The organism is Prolixibacter denitrificans (genome assembly GCF_003014495.1).
GTDB classification, from domain to species: Bacteria; Bacteroidota; Bacteroidia; order Bacteroidales; family Prolixibacteraceae; genus Prolixibacter; species Prolixibacter denitrificans.
In genome coordinates, this window is sequence record NZ_PYGC01000005.1 from 1 (window position 1) to 14,960 (window position 14,960).

The following is a 14,960-nucleotide window of genomic DNA, read 5'->3' on the forward strand; positions in this document are numbered from 1 at the left end:
ACTTCGTTAACGACTTGTTTTATAAACCTCTCGCTATACATACTAAATCCTGCCATAAGTTTACTTTTTGTGTAAACCTATTTCAGGACAAGACAATGTTCTCCGCGCCAACCGCGAAAAAGAAGGCGGGGATGCCCAATACGCCACCAAAGAACGGAATACCAAAATGGACGAACTCTACGAAGCAGCCAACGAGATTACCCGGTTGGCCAAGCTCATCTTCGAAGACGACGAAGCACAGTACCTCGAGAAACTCGGTATCATCGCCCGTTCATAATTTGTCATAGGTACAAAAGTAAGGCCCAAAGCCTTCAACCTGCAAAGGGACTCCATCGCCAATCAATGACGGAGTCCCTTTTTTTTTGAACACTACTTCACCCCAACCCTGTCAGTGGTCTTGTACCCTGACAGTGGTTATTTCACCACAACCATCAAAAAAAACGCCCGAACCCCCATTCCAATCACCGGCCAAAGCCCATCTCTATGTTAGAGAGGGGTTGGGGTGAGTAGAAATCAACCGCCCACCCCATAAAAGTATCAATCGACAGCCGGTATTTCACCTTTTCCAAAGTTCAAAACTTTGGAAAAGGTTTATGCTCGATAAGCAACACAATACCAACGCCAACTGCGGAAATCACCCTGTCAGTGGTCCTGCACCCTGACAGTGGTTCTTTCAACGCAACCATCAAAAACGCCACGAACCCCCATTCCAATCACCGGCCCAAAGTCCCCCATTTTTCATTGCACATTGTTCATTACCCTTATCCCATAGCCCCTATACCATACACTATTTCAATTCGGCTTTTCAATTTTCATTCCTAATTGCACATTGTTCATTACCCTTTCTCCCACTCTCCGTTTCTCGCCTTCTCCCCATCACAGCGCCCATTCGTGGAAAAACCTCTGCGCTCTCAGCGAAAATCTCTGCGCCCTCTGCGTGGAATACGATTCTCACATTCACCTGTTCAAAGTCGGCATTGCGGCGCAGGAACGTTATCATTTCAAGTCTGGTCTGAATATGCGCCTCTTTTAAATACGTGGCATTCATTACCCAAGGCGTTGCCATTGGGCTGAAGTAATCCGGCCCTTCAGGCCTTCTTGTAAGCAACATCAAAGCGTCAATCCGTGGCATCCGTGAATCAAATCCGTGTCAATCCTCTTACAACAGCAACATCGAAGCGCCAATTCGCGTAATTGACTTCGTCGAACTTTGTTTCGCTCTAATTCGCGTAATCCGTGCTATCGTAATTGACTTCGTCGAACTTCGTTCCGCTCTAATTCGTGAAATTTTGCTACAGTGCAAATCCGTGTCAATCCGCTCGCAACAACAACCTCTACGCCCCAATTAGCGTCATTCACAATAATTCCTGCAATCAGTTTACTGATATTCGTTTTATTCCTTTTAAATTCGCGAAATCTCGAACCGGGTTAATCACTGAAATCAAAGAACGAAGCACATTTAGATATGAAAATTATATCGGTAGTGGGTGCCCGCCCCAATTTCATGAAAATAGCCCCTTTTATCAGGGCCATTGAGCAGCATAATCAAACTTGCGCCAACGAGGAAAAGTCTTACATCGAGCATCTGCTTGTACACACCGGGCAACACTACGATGTTCGCATGTCGGAATCATTTTTCCAGGCCCTGGGGATTCCCGCTCCGGATATTAACCTGGAAATAGGCTCCGGCTCACATGCCGAACAGGTGGGTAACACCATGATTACTTTTGAAAAGGTACTTACACAGGAAAAACCTGACTGGATCGTGGTGGTCGGTGATGTAAATGCCACCCTGGCCTGTTCCGTGACGGCAAAAAAACTGAGCATCAAAGTGTGTCACATCGAGGCTGGCCTTCGCAGCGGTGATGAGACCATGCCGGAAGAGATCAACCGGCTCGTGACCGACCGGCTCAGCGATCTGCTCCTGACACCCGATAAATTGTCCATGGAAAACCTTCGCAAAGAGGGTGTCCCGGAAGAAAAGATCCGGTTCGTCGGCAACATCATGATTGATACCCTCGAGCGTAACCGGAGTCAGTCAGCAGCACTGGATATCAACAGGATTATTCAATCCAACCGGCTAACTGATGCGCTGCCTCATAATGACAAGGAGGAAACCCCTGCAACATCACTGCTGGAATCCGGTTCCAATCCATATGCCATCCTCACCATGCACCGTCCTTCCAATGTCGATAAAAAGGAGATTCTTGCTCCCATCCTCAACTTCCTCACTGAAGAAGTAGCTGCCGACATGCCGGTCATCTGGCCTATCCATCCGCGTACACAGAAGATGTTGCAGCAGTTTGATTTATGGGATAAGGCAACCGCCTGTAAAAATCTCATCCTCCTCCACCCCATCGGTTACCACGAGATGCTGCGACTGAACATGTCGGCAACCATCATGCTCACCGACAGTGGCGGCCTGCAGGAAGAATGCTGTGTATTGGGAACCCCTTGCCTTACGCTCCGCTGGAACACGGAACGTCCGGTTACATTAAAAGAACATGGCGGCGCCAGCGTGCTGGTGGGAAATAACATCAATCGCATCCGCGAGGAATACCAAACGGCGTTAAGAGCAGGTCGTATTCCCCAACGTCCGGAGCTGTGGGATGGAAACACGGCAAATCGCTGTGTAGAGGCTATTGTGAACTATCCCGGCTAATACGACTGAAAAAACGCCGGCTGTGGAACTAGCCTGTCAGTGGTTATTTCACCAGAACCATCCAAAAAACGCCCGAACCCCCATTCCAATCACCGGCCAAAGCCCATCTCTATGTTAGAGAGAGGTTGGGGTCAGTAGAAATCAACCACCCAGCCCATAAAAGTATCAATCGACAGCCGGTATTTCACCTTTTCCAAAGTTCAAAACTTTGGAAAAGATTTGCGCTCAATAAGCAACACAATACCAACGCCAACTGCGGAAACCACCCTGTCATTGGTCGTGCGCCCTGACAATGGTCATTCCGGCCACCCATAAACCCTATACCATACACTATTTCAGTTCGGCTTTTCATTTTTCATTCCTAATTGCACATTGTTCATCACCCTTTCTCCCAATCTCCTTTTCTCGCCTTCTTTCCATCACAGCGCCCATCCATAGAAAAAACTCTGCATTCTCCGTGAAAATCTCTGCGCCCTTTGCCTGGCCCCCTCGCAATTCAAAATTTAAAATTCAGCATTTCTAATTCTCCCATCTCCCTTTTTCCCTTCTTACTTTTTACTTTAACCTTCGCCTGTGCCTGAGCCTTCTCCCTTTCACCTATTCAAAGTCGGCATTGCGGCGCAGGAACGTTATCACTTCAAGCCTGCCTGAATATGCGCCTCTTTTAAATGCTTCGCATTCGCCCCCGGGGTGGCGTCGTCCCTCCTTACCCCGGGCTTTGGACTTACGGCCCTTCAGGCCTTCTTGTAAGCAACATCAAAGCGTCAATCCGTGGCATCCGTGAGTCAAATCCGTGTCAATCCTCTTACAACAGCAACATCGAAGCACCAATTCGCGTAATCCGTGCTATCGTAATTAACTTCGTCGAACTTTGTTTCGCTATAATTCGCATAATCCGTACGACCCTTCCAATTCAAAATTCAGCATTTCTAATTCCCCCTTCACAGCGCCCATCCGTGGACAATCCTCTGCGCTCTTTGCGGAAATCTCTGCGCTCTCTGCGTGGAACCTTCCCAATTCAAAATTTAAAATTCAGCATTATTAATTCCCCCATTCTCCTCTTCTCCCAATCGCCCTCTTCCCCAGCCTCAGCGCCTCATCCGCCATACATTTATCACTTTTCTAACACAATCGTTGTATGGTGAAAAATTTTTCACGAACTTCAAACATTGGCAGACGGTCTTTCCAAATCTTGAAACGTACGGACAAAAAAAGGGAAGCAGCGGCAACTGCTCCCCTCGTAGTACACCTCAAAGAATAGTGATCTACAATGTAAATTCCTCTGAGGTTTCATTGCCCGGCAGGTCGGTAGCCCTCACGACAACGCGGCTACCGGTCAACTCACTCACCGAACCGGTGGTGGTATAGACCCAGTACCTGCCCGTTTCCAGGAAGACTGCATCACCATGTTCTGCTTCGGTGCCGTCGGGGTTGTAAATTTCCACATGAACCGTATTGACGCGAAAATCATCGGTTACATACATTGGGATTTCTTCCCCCGGCTGCCCCGAAAATCCATCCAACACCACCGAGTCAATCTTCGGTGCATGAAAGAAATCCGAAACAGCCACACTGCGCCCGCTCGACGTCCCCCTCGATTTAGCCACAGCTTCATAAGCTGCTTTCAATTCCGGGTTCGCCATCGCTCGACTGGCATAAAACGAAGCCAGCTTAAAACGCTCGCGATGTGCTGTTTGCTTCTCGGTGGCTACCCGGGGGGTGTCATCCGGTGCCGCCGATACAACGGTCTTTCCGTTTACAGTGCGGTAGACCAGCGTATCGCCAATCATACCGCGTAGCCCCTTGACGGCTACATTTTTAATTCGTGCCATGTTTAAATAATTTAAAATTAATACAATAACGTATCGATAATAAAATTAAGGATAAATGATCGTACGAAAATGGACAAATTAGCACCACAACTTAAAAGTTATCAACCATGACATGTTTACTGATTGATTAGCTGCACTTTGCATTTTTGATAACTGTTTAAAAGTTAGCATCTATTTTCTATGAATTAAAAAAATAAAAACAGTATTATCTATCACGAACACAGACAAAACAACACGCAACCATCTCATTTTCAGACATATTAATCAAACCCCACAGTATTCTCTTTCTAACCCGATCAGACCACGACAAAACCACACGAAATAAACATAACTATCAGACAAACACAATTAAAAACGCCTAAAAAGTGAACCACAATGAATTTTAAATCAAAATTTTACCAACAAATAACTGAGCAAGCAAAACAGATCGACTTTGTTAACTAATATAGCATTCTAAGAGTGTATTAACAGACAGAATCGCCTCAATAATTATCTTGCACCCTGGTTTTCTATTCCTTTTCTATATACCCTCTACAAATTCTTGTGCATTGTCACTTTGCTCTTCTCCATTTATCCATACCTTGCTTGCCATCACCTCCACAAATCTGTTTTTCACTTTCACCTTTCCCCTTCCTTCCCGGTCCGGCACTTTGAATCATCACTATTCTGATTTACATAATAGGTAGTTTTCTATAGGGCCTGTATATAAAAGTTCTATGAAACCTATATGGCGGCTGTAAGGTTTCTATACGGTCCCTGTATAGTGCCTCTATGGTGCCTGTATGAAATGCCGGACAAACAGGTTGTACTTCGCTGTTACGGTCGTTTCTGTTGTTAAGATTGTGCGGCTTCGATGAAGTTTCTCTCTTCGCATTTTTGTGAAAATCTTTGCGATCGCTGCGTGGAACCACGAAAGTTTCATGTATTAATTATTTTAAGAAGAAAGACGCCACGCCAGACTACTCACATCAACAGATTGTTCATTTTTCATTTCTCACTGTTCATTATTTCTTCTTCTCCTTCTCAGCCTGTGCCTGAGCCTATTTTAACCTTTCTCTGGTAATGCAAACAATCAACGCCGCAAGGCTCCTGTTAATCACCAGCCCAAAGTCCCCCATTTTTCATTGCACATTGTTCATTACCTTTATGCCCTATCCCATACACCATAAACCCTATACCATACACTATTTCGTTTCGGCTTTTCATTTTTCATTCCTAATTGCACATTGTTCATTACCCTTTCTCCCACTCTCCGTTTCTCGCCTTCTCCCCATCACAGCGCCCATCCGTGGAAAAACCTCTGCGCTCTCAGCGAAAATCTCTGCGCCCTCTGCGTGGAATAAGATTCTCACATTCACTTGTTCAAAGTCGGCATTGCGGCGCAGGAACGTTATCATTTCAAGTCTGGTCCGAATATGCGCCTCTTTTAAATGCGTGGCATTCATTACCCAAGCCTGTCCCGACGAACGTCGTGGGGCGTTGCCATTGGGCTGAAGTAATCCGGCCCTTCAGGCCTTCGTCCCGAAAACCTCGAAGCTCATCCGTGGCATCCGTGAATCAAATCCGTGTCAATCCTCTTACAACAGCAACATCGAAGCGCCAATTCGCGTAATCCGTACTATCGTAATTGACTTCGTCGAACTTCGTTTCGCTTGAATTCGAGAAATTTTACTACACCGTGGCATCATGAAAACAATCCGTGTTAATCCATCAACGAAAACAGCCCCGAAGCACCAATCATTTTCAATTCTCAACTATCGCCCGATATTTCGGGACTCAATTAGGCTCTGTGCACATCCGTGGATCAAATCCAGATGAATCATTTTTTCACTGTAGCCTCGAAGTAATTAGCGTAATTCGTGAGGGTTGACTGGGCTGGGGCAAAAAATTCGTGTAATTCGTATTTTCAGGCAACCTTTTCCAAACAAAGAGCATCATTTATGGAGATGCACACAATGAAAACCCAACTACTACGTTAAAGTTAAGTATGATTTAAAGTAGAAGTAATACGGGTTATAGCGCAGATTGCCTACATTTGTGCGTCTCTTAACCTCAAACTTATAAAAGACATGCCAGAAATTATTTATGTGATACTGAGTTTTGGACTTTCGCTACTGATTGCGGTCAGAAGCATCCCGACTATCATCAGTGTCGCCCACCAGAAACACCTGTTCGACGAACCGAACGGACGTTCAGCCGCCACACAGGTGGTACCTACCCTCGGAGGAATCGCCATCTTTTTAGGTTTTGCACTCAGCGTAACCATTGCCGGCAACGGCTTCGTGATGCCCGGTTTGAAATACATCCTGGCTGCGGTCACCATCATGTTCTTTGTGGGGCTGAAAGACGATATTCTGACTGTTTCTCCCTGGAAAAAACTGATAGCACAACTAGGCTCAGCCTTCATGCTAATTGTTTTGGCAGATATTCGTTTCACGAACCTCCACGGATTCATGGGAGTTCACGAAATAAGCTACCCGGTGAGTATGCTGCTTTCCGGTTTTGTGATGATTGTTTTCATCAACGCCTTTAACCTGATCGACGGCATCGATGGCCTCGCTTCCGGTATCAGCATTATCGCAGCCGGCGTGTTTGGCGTGTGGTTTTACCTGGCAGGACACATCGAGTATACCATTCTGGCCTTTTCACTCATTGGTGCGCTGAGCGGATTTTTCTACTTCAATGTCTACGGAAAAAAGAACAAAATATTCATGGGCGATACCGGCTCCCTTATTCTGGGAACCATCATGTCGGTACTCGTCATTCAGTTCAACGAGCTGAACATCATACAAACCCGTCCGTTTGCAATCGCATCGGCGCCGGCAGTATCGTTTGGCATTCTCATCTACCCGCTGTTCGATACCATCCGGGTATTTGCCATCCGGATGTACCAGGGACGGTCGCCATTTTCACCCGACAAGAACCACATCCACCACCGCCTGCTGGCTTTGGGGATGTCGCATAAGCAAGCCACCTTTACTTTATTGGCCGTTTCGGCACTTTATGTTGTTCCGGTGTTTTTGCTGCAGGGACTGGGCATCTGGGGACTGATGGCTGTCAACCTTGCATTTGCCATGGGCTCGGTAATGCTGCTGGGAAGGCACATCCAAATCAAACAACTGATTCGGAAAGACGATCCGTTCCAGCAGATTTTAATTCCCCGGCGCAACGAACGCCTAATCGACATGCCAGGATTGGAAAGGCAGGATAAAAAACCGGCGGCTGTACGTCGTGGCCTGGTGAGAGCACTCAGTCAGCTCGATAAAATCAGTTTCTGGTAAAAAAGGCTTCAGAGATATATACAGAGAAGCTCTCCCAATTCAAATGGAGAGCTTTTTTTATTAGCACGAATCAAAGCGGAACGAAGTTCAACGAAGGCAATTGGGTTTCGATATTATTCGAGTTCACGGCCTGAAAGGCTGGCTTAATTCAGCCCAATGGCAACGCCTTGGGGTAGTAAACACCAAGAGCATCCAAAGTGGCGCACCTTTCTACTCCTATTGAAAAACTGAATAACTTGCGCCGCAGATGCTGACATCGAATTGAAATAGTCATTAGGGGCGTACATCCGGCAACGGCGTATCGTGGTCTTGGCAGGCCGGAAGCGAAATCATCGGTCAACCATATTCAGGATCCACAATCTACGTCTCTCTTCTAATATCTGATGTCTTTTATCTTAACCACAGAAACTGCGCAGCCCAACCTAACCGGTAAAAGCTGATATAGGCACGACCAATCGCGTGCTCTTACTCCTCCCCGGGTGGGGAGGCTGGGTGGGGCAAAAAAAACAAGCCTGAAATTCTTATATGTTAACCATCACCGCTTCCCCCGATAGCTGTCGTGAGGTACGGTGCAACAACGCATCCGCTTTTCATGAGGCCGTAATGTGCGCCTTGGATTGTTGCCTACCATCCAACCCGGGCTTTCCCGGAACGCCACCCAGGATCAAATACCTGCATCGAAACGTCTTTTCTTAAAACTTAACACCTAACAATCAAAACTTTTTTCAACTTGAAACGATTATCTATCAATATTCCCGCGTGCGGCGCAACAACTTCTCTTCTCTAATTAACGTCGAATATGCGCCTCTGGCTCTCGATACAACCATTCCCGGAATTTCCCGGAACGCCACCCCAAGACCACATGCCTGCATCGAAACGCCTTCTCTTAAAACTTAACACCTAACACTTAAAACTTTTTTTAACCATAGGAAGGGGATAATACAAAGCCACGATATATCGTGGCCCTACCAGGCCGGTGCTGAATGGAACCAGGTGCTCATCCCTGTTCAACGATGCCTTTGTGAACATAGCGGTTTCTTTGTGTTCCTGGTGGTTACTCTCTTTTACCACGGAGCACACTAAGTTTTACACACAACGGACACAAAAATCCCCTTCATCAAAGTCAAACGACAAACCAAGGTTAAAGTTGACAGGGGTAAAGGTTGAGCGATGCCAAATCCCGGCCGTAGCGTCGGAGTCAAAGGTCTAATGTCTAAAATCTCTTATCTGGAGTCTTTTACTTAAAACTTAACACCTAAAACTTAACACGCTACTCTAACCACAGGAGCCACAAAGCCCAACCTGAAACCAGACTATCTAACATCAGAATCCAATTTGGAATAATTCCACCGACAATCATCTAAATATCAACACATGAAGCCCCAAAATATGCTGTAGAATTATTTTGTTTACAAAAATATTCATTTAACTTTGCACAGATTATATTAAGACAGACACCAACAGTTCTTATTGTAATAAACTTTAACCTCAAAAAATGAACACTCTGAAGGAAGTCATCTATTTGTTTGTCACCTTCATCATGGCCGCCGGATTAACCTATTTTTCCATCCCGACCTTAATCAAGGTAGCCAGATTGAAGCACCTCTACGACGAACCCAATCACCGTTCAGCCGCAACCACGATTGTTCCCACACTGGGGGGTGTAGCCATTTATGTCGGTTTTATCATTAGCATGATTATCGGCAGCAATGGTTTCATGTTTTCCGAAGTCAAGTACATCATCGCAGCGTTGACCATCATGCTGTTTGTTGGTTTGAAGGATGACATTGTTGAAATGGCGCCAAAGAAAAAACTATTAGGGCAGATTCTCGCCTCACTTATCGTCATCATCCTGGGGAACATCCGCTTCACCAGCCTTCACGGATTTCTCGGTATTTACGAAATCCCGTTCCTGGTTAGTGTACCGTTAACGTTGTTTGTGATGATCGTGCTGATTAACGCCCTCAACCTGATTGACGGCATCGATGGACTGGCATCGGGAATCACGATCCTGACCGCGGCGACCTTTGGCGGTTGGTTTTTTGCTACCGGACATTACGCTTACGCGATAACAGCGTTTGCACTGGCCGGTTCACTAACCTCGTTCTTCTGGTTCAACGTGTTCGGCAAAGAAAATAAGATATTTATGGGTGACACTGGCTCCCTCATTTTGGGAACCATCATGTCGGTACTGGTCATTCAATTCAACGAATTCAATATCGGCCTGAGTGGTATCCACGCCTTCAGAGGTGCACCGGCCATTTCCATCGGCATCATGATTATCCCGTTGATTGATACGCTGCGGGTATTCGTACTGCGCATTCTTCGTGGTACTTCGCCTTTCACGGCCGACCGGAACCACATCCACCACAAACTGCTCGACTTGGGAATGAGCCATCTGCAGGCAACCCTCACTATTCTGACGATTAACCTCGGCTTCATTGCCCTGAGCATATCACTGCAAAACGTCCCGGTAGGAAAAGCATTTATGATCATTGCACCGCTGGCCGTTTTAATGTCAAGTGTTCCATCATACCTGCTGCGCCGCAAAAAAATCCGCGAAACAGCATTACAGACTTATCCGGATTAAAAAAAATCAGACATTAGACGATAGAATAAAGATATTAGACAAAGAGCCGGGTGCGAAAAGCCCGGCTCATTTGTCGATATATAAATCTCACATTCAAGCCTTGAACATTACAACTACAGAAACTACAGGCAGTAACTTGAAACCTCTCCTACCTTCAAACCTCAAATCTGAAAACTTCCCCTTAAACTTAAAACTTCTTTCGCCTACTTGTCTTTCATCTAACGTCTAAAGTCTGGCGTCAGTCTCCTTTAAACTCTTCGAACGATATAAGCTACAGAAACGGCTAGGCCCAAACATGAAACCTGAAACCATCTTAAAACTCTTCTTACAACAGTAACAACAGAAACTCTCCTAACAACAGGAACCGTATAATATCTGCCATCTGCCGTCTTTTTCTTACCTTCGCAGGAATAAAAAAAGACAGCAACATGCAAATCAAAATAGGAGACCGCGTACGGTTTTTAAATGATGTAGGCGGCGGGAAAGTAACATCCATCATCAACCCGAATATGGTGAATGTGGAAACGGAAGACGGGTTTGAATTGCCTACCCTCGTGACCGAACTGGTTGTAGTGAGTGGCGGCGAAACCTACGGTATGCCCGATGAAGCTTCCGAAAAGAATACGGTAGCGAATGCCCCTACAACAACGAAAGCAGCTTCAGAAGACGAAGAGGAAGAAGCCGAGCCGGAATTTTATGGCTTTGCCGAAATCAACCAGGTGGAAGGAAACGACCAGCCACGATTCATTTTTGCCGTGGTTCCTGAAGATGCCAACAATGCGGTAGGTGCAGGAATTACCCTCTACCTAATCAACGATTGCAACTACTCCATTTTATACCAGTTTGCCTATCGTCGTGACAAGAACTACGAAACACGCGACAGCGGCACACTGGAACCCAATACCCGCATTCAGTTGGAGCAACTGACGCAGGCTGATTTAGGTGATCTCCCTGCTTTCTGTTTCCAGTTACTATATTTCCGGAAGCATTCCACTTCGATGGAAGCCCCGGTACAAAAGGAAATCACGCTCAACCCGGTCAAATTCTATAAACAAAACTCGTTTTCGAAAAACGACTACTTCCGGAAACCGGCCATGACCTTTTCCCTGGTGACCGATCCGCTGACAGCAGAATTGGAAAAACTGTCTGATAAAGAATTCAATAAAATGGTCAGGGAAAAAGAGAAGCCGTCCAAAAAGAAGATGAAACCGGTCACACTTCCCAACCAGGATTTAGTGGAAATCGATTTGCACATCCAGGAGTTGATGGACGACACCCGTGGCCTGTCCAATACCGACATGCTGAAGATTCAGATGGACACCTTCCGGGAAGAACTGGCCAAAGCCATCGAAATCGGAGTGAAAAAGATTGTCTTCATACATGGTGTAGGCAATGGTGTGCTGAAAAATGAGCTCCGTCGCGAATTACAACGCAAATACCGTAAATATTCCTTTCAGGATGCCTCTTTCCAGGAATACGGATTCGGTGCTACGATGGTGAATCTAAAACGATGATCTTGAGAGCGGAACTGAGAATGGGAGAAACGGTGAATTGGTGAAAAGGAGAGTGGGAGATTAGCGATAAGAAGACCAGGTGACTTGAAAACGGATTAATGGGCTATTTTTCTTAATTTCATTATGTCTTAAAAGTCGACCTCATGAAGAAAATGATTCGGACGCATAATGAGTTGGAAGTATATCAGATAGCATTTAAAACAGCCCAAAAGATTCACCAACTGACCATTCATTTTCCGATTGAGGAACGCTATTCGTTGACAGACCAGATCAGGAGAAGTTCAAGATCGGTTGCCGCAAATTTGGCCGAGGCTTACCGAAAAAGGCGTTATCCAAAGGCTTTTGTTTCAAAACTATCGGATGCAGAAGGAGAGGCTGCAGAAACGCAGGTCTGGCTTCAGTTTGCTCGTTCATTTGGCTATCTCTCACAAGATGAAGAACAGCACCTAAGTTCGTTATATGACCAAATCATTGGAAAAATTGTCACCATGATAAATGCTCCGGAGAAATGGTCGCTTTAATACCGATGAGAAATTCTCCCGGTTCCCCTCTCGCCACTTCCTTCAATCACCTCTTCTCTCCGTTTCTCCCACTCTCTTTTTCACCAATTCGCCTCACCGTTTCTCCCCTTCTCATCTTCTCCCCATCTCCGTTTCTCCCACTCACCCACTCTCCATTTCTCCCTCTCCCATACAGTTCTCGAAATAATTCAGTATTTTCGCCCCGTCGCAGACCGTTCTATCGCGTTCCTTACGGGGAATGAGGAAAGTCCGGGCAACACAGGGCACCATGCTTCCTAACGGGAAGGCGGGTGTAAGCCTGCAGCAGTGTAACAGAAAACAACCGCTGCTCCGGACCTCGGTCCGAAACAGTAAGGGTGAAAAGGCGGGGTAAGAGCCCACCGGTATCTGTGGCAACACAGGTAGCCGTACGCCTCATGGGTTGTAAGGCCAAATATATTGCGAGTCCGCAAGGACACAGTGCGGCCCGCGCTGGTTCCGGTTAGCCGGAAGTCGCAAGGGGTAGGCTGCTCGAGGCTGCCGGTGACGGTAGTCCCAGATAAATGATAGAAGCCTTGCTTCGGCAAGGTACAGAACCCGGCTTACAGGTCTGCGATTTTTTAGATAAACAGTTTTAAGATTTAAGTATTAAGTTTTAAGACAATTGAATGAGTTTTAATTTGCGCTGAAGACCAGTAGAATCTTCTGACAACTTTCTGAAAAACGAGAGAAATGTACCATTCATTTGAGAATCTGGAAGTATGGAAAAAAGCATATCGATTGATCATCCAAATCTATTCTGCCTTTTCCAGCACCAAAGAATACTTTATCAGAGACCAGATATTACGTTCATCCTTGTCTATCCCGAGCAACATTGCAGAAGGAGCTGAACGAAATTCGAAACAAGAGTTCATTCGGTTTTTACATATTGCGAAAGGTTCTTGTGGAGAATTGCGGACGCAGTTGATGATTGCCCGTGATTTAAAATTGATGGATAACGCAGAAGAGTTCATCAATCAAACAATTGAAATCTCATCTATGCTTCATGGCCTGATCAAAAAAATCGAAGCATCTCAAAACAAAACCTCAAAGCAATAATCGAGGCGCATTGCCCCTTCTCTTAAAACTTAAAACATAACACTTAACACTATTTTTTAATGAAATATTTCGCCACCATCATCCTCCTGAGCATCAGCTCGGTGTTATTTGCCCAGAAATCCGGATTCACTCCGGAGTTTAGCACTTCTTTCAGCAGTTATGCCTCTTCGGGTGATGACCTGCCCTTTTGGATGACGGCCAACCAAAACGGTATGTTCACCATGCAGAACAATACATACCAGTTGCTGCAGGCCGGACTGACAAGAAGTCTGGAGCGTGATTCAGCCAAAACCTGGGGATACATGTACGGAGCCAATTTCGTGTATGGTTATGCGGGCGCTTCCGATTTTCAGGTCAACCAATACTGGGCTGGATTACGTTACAAGTGGCTGGTGCTGCGTGCCGGAGCGAAACCGGAGCCGATTCAATATGCCGGCCTCTCCTCCACCAATGGCAACATGTACTGGTCCAATAATTCACGCCCGCTGCCGGGAGTTACCCTCTCGACCGATGGTTTCATTCCGTTTCTCTTTTGGAAGAACTGGTTCTCGTTTAAGGCCGAATACCAGGAAAATTTCCTTCGCGACAACCGCTATGTAATGGACAGCCATCTGCATCATAAGAGTCTTTATTTAAGGGCGCAGCTACCGAAAAACTGGAGCATTACAGCTGGATTGGATCACAACGTATTCTGGGGGGGGACTTCGCCTGACTATGGTAAACTACCCGGGATAAAAGATTATTTCCGTTACATATTGGGGATGGCAGGGAGTAAAACTGCGCTTCAAACCGATATTCTTAATGCCGAAGGCAACACGCTCGGAATGTACCTGTTGAAAGTAGGGAAAGCATACAATAACTTCTCGTTGACATTCTACTACAACCATCCGTTTGAAGATCGATCCGGCCTGGAAATGGCCAACCTGCGGGACGGTTTGTGGGGGCTGCATTATGCCAACGTAAACCGAAAAGCGTTCCTCACCGATGCAGTGGTCGAATACATGAATACCCGCAACCAGAGCGGCTCTTTCCATTTGGTTCCCGATCCCACTCCAACCGAGCCGACACGAAGGCATGGTAGGGGTAGAGACAATTATTTCAATAACAGTGTTTATCGCTCTGGTTATGTATATCAGAACCGCATGATGGGAACGCCGTTCTTCATTCCCAACATTAATAGCGAGGGAATCTCTACTGGTTTTCACAGCACGAGAATGTGGATGCAACATTTCGGCTTAAAAGGTAATCTGTGCACTCATTTGACGTGGAAAACCATGTTGTCCTGGTCACGCAACTTCGGCCAATATGGTGACCCGTATCCGTCGCCGTTGAATGAATTCTCATTTCTGGCGGAAAGCCGGTACCACAGCAGCAAATTACCATTCGATGTGAAGTTCGGTGTAGCCGGAGACTATGGCGACCGCTTTCAGAAACGTATCGGCGCTTATGCCGGGATTCACTACGCATTTTAATCACTGAGATA

General features: G+C 46.1%; 9 protein-coding genes and 1 other RNA gene. 9 read left to right on the forward strand and 1 reads right to left on the reverse strand.

Annotated elements, in window-relative coordinates; genetic code table 11:
* Nucleotides 1-67 precede the first annotated feature (67 nt).
* Entirely contained in the window at nucleotides 68-277 is a 210-nt protein-coding gene (locus CLV93_RS10805) for a hypothetical protein (protein ID WP_106542222.1), read from the forward strand.
* A gap of 1,188 nt (nucleotides 278-1,465) precedes the next feature.
* A complete protein-coding gene (wecB, locus tag CLV93_RS10815) occupies nucleotides 1,466-2,662 on the forward strand; it encodes a non-hydrolyzing UDP-N-acetylglucosamine 2-epimerase (protein WP_106542224.1) in 1,197 nt (398 codons plus the stop codon).
* 1,265 nt (nucleotides 2,663-3,927) lie between these two features.
* On the opposite strand, the gene CLV93_RS10820 is transcribed toward wecB, so the two are convergent.
* A complete protein-coding gene (locus CLV93_RS10820; protein WP_146142009.1) occupies nucleotides 3,928-4,494 on the reverse strand; it encodes a hypothetical protein in 567 nt (188 codons plus the stop codon).
* A 2,069-nt stretch (nucleotides 4,495-6,563) separates the two neighbouring features.
* On the opposite strand from CLV93_RS10820, the gene CLV93_RS10830 reads away from it, so the two are divergent.
* From CLV93_RS10830 to CLV93_RS10860, 7 genes are all read left to right on the forward strand, one after another.
* Nucleotides 6,564-7,775, forward strand: coding sequence for a glycosyltransferase family 4 protein (locus tag CLV93_RS10830; protein WP_106542227.1), 1,212 nt, complete (start codon nucleotides 6,564-6,566; stop codon nucleotides 7,773-7,775).
* Nucleotides 7,776-9,270: 1,495 nt separating this feature from the next.
* On the forward strand, nucleotides 9,271-10,365 hold the full coding sequence (locus CLV93_RS10835; RefSeq protein WP_106542228.1) for a glycosyltransferase family 4 protein: 1,095 nt from the start codon (nucleotides 9,271-9,273) through the stop codon (nucleotides 10,363-10,365).
* A gap of 428 nt (nucleotides 10,366-10,793) precedes the next feature.
* A complete protein-coding gene (locus tag CLV93_RS10840; RefSeq protein WP_106542229.1) occupies nucleotides 10,794-11,879 on the forward strand; it encodes a Smr/MutS family protein in 1,086 nt (361 codons plus the stop codon).
* 143 nt (nucleotides 11,880-12,022) lie between these two features.
* Nucleotides 12,023-12,400 carry a four helix bundle protein gene (locus CLV93_RS10845; protein WP_106542230.1) on the forward strand — a complete coding sequence of 126 codons (378 nt, stop codon included), beginning with the start codon at nucleotides 12,023-12,025 and terminating at the stop codon, nucleotides 12,398-12,400.
* 204 nt (nucleotides 12,401-12,604) lie between these two features.
* Nucleotides 12,605-13,000, forward strand: an RNA gene (gene rnpB, locus CLV93_RS10850) — RNase P RNA component class A.
* Between the two features lie 111 nt (nucleotides 13,001-13,111).
* On the forward strand, nucleotides 13,112-13,477 hold the full coding sequence (locus CLV93_RS10855; RefSeq protein ID WP_106542231.1) for a four helix bundle protein: 366 nt from the start codon (nucleotides 13,112-13,114) through the stop codon (nucleotides 13,475-13,477).
* 59 nt (nucleotides 13,478-13,536) lie between these two features.
* Nucleotides 13,537-14,949: a capsule assembly Wzi family protein gene (locus tag CLV93_RS10860; protein WP_106542232.1), complete on the forward strand. Its 1,413-nt coding sequence runs from the start codon at nucleotides 13,537-13,539 to the stop codon at nucleotides 14,947-14,949.
* The last annotated feature ends 11 nt before the right edge of the window (nucleotides 14,950-14,960 follow it).

Excerpts from the sequence above, each read along its gene's own strand:
- wecB (WP_106542224.1), top strand. The coding sequence starts at position 1,466 with ATGAAAATTATATCGGTAGTGGGTGCCCGCCCCAATTTCATGAAAATA.
- CLV93_RS10820 (WP_146142009.1), bottom strand. The coding sequence starts at position 4,494 with ATGGCACGAATTAAAAATGTAGCCGTCAAGGGGCTACGCGGTATGATT.
- CLV93_RS10830 (WP_106542227.1), top strand. The coding sequence starts at position 6,564 with ATGCCAGAAATTATTTATGTGATACTGAGTTTTGGACTTTCGCTACTG.
- CLV93_RS10835 (WP_106542228.1), top strand. The coding sequence starts at position 9,271 with ATGAACACTCTGAAGGAAGTCATCTATTTGTTTGTCACCTTCATCATG.
- CLV93_RS10840 (WP_106542229.1), top strand. The coding sequence starts at position 10,794 with ATGCAAATCAAAATAGGAGACCGCGTACGGTTTTTAAATGATGTAGGC.
- CLV93_RS10845 (WP_106542230.1), top strand. The coding sequence starts at position 12,023 with ATGAAGAAAATGATTCGGACGCATAATGAGTTGGAAGTATATCAGATA.
- CLV93_RS10855 (WP_106542231.1), top strand. The coding sequence starts at position 13,112 with ATGTACCATTCATTTGAGAATCTGGAAGTATGGAAAAAAGCATATCGA.
- CLV93_RS10860 (WP_106542232.1), top strand. The coding sequence starts at position 13,537 with ATGAAATATTTCGCCACCATCATCCTCCTGAGCATCAGCTCGGTGTTA.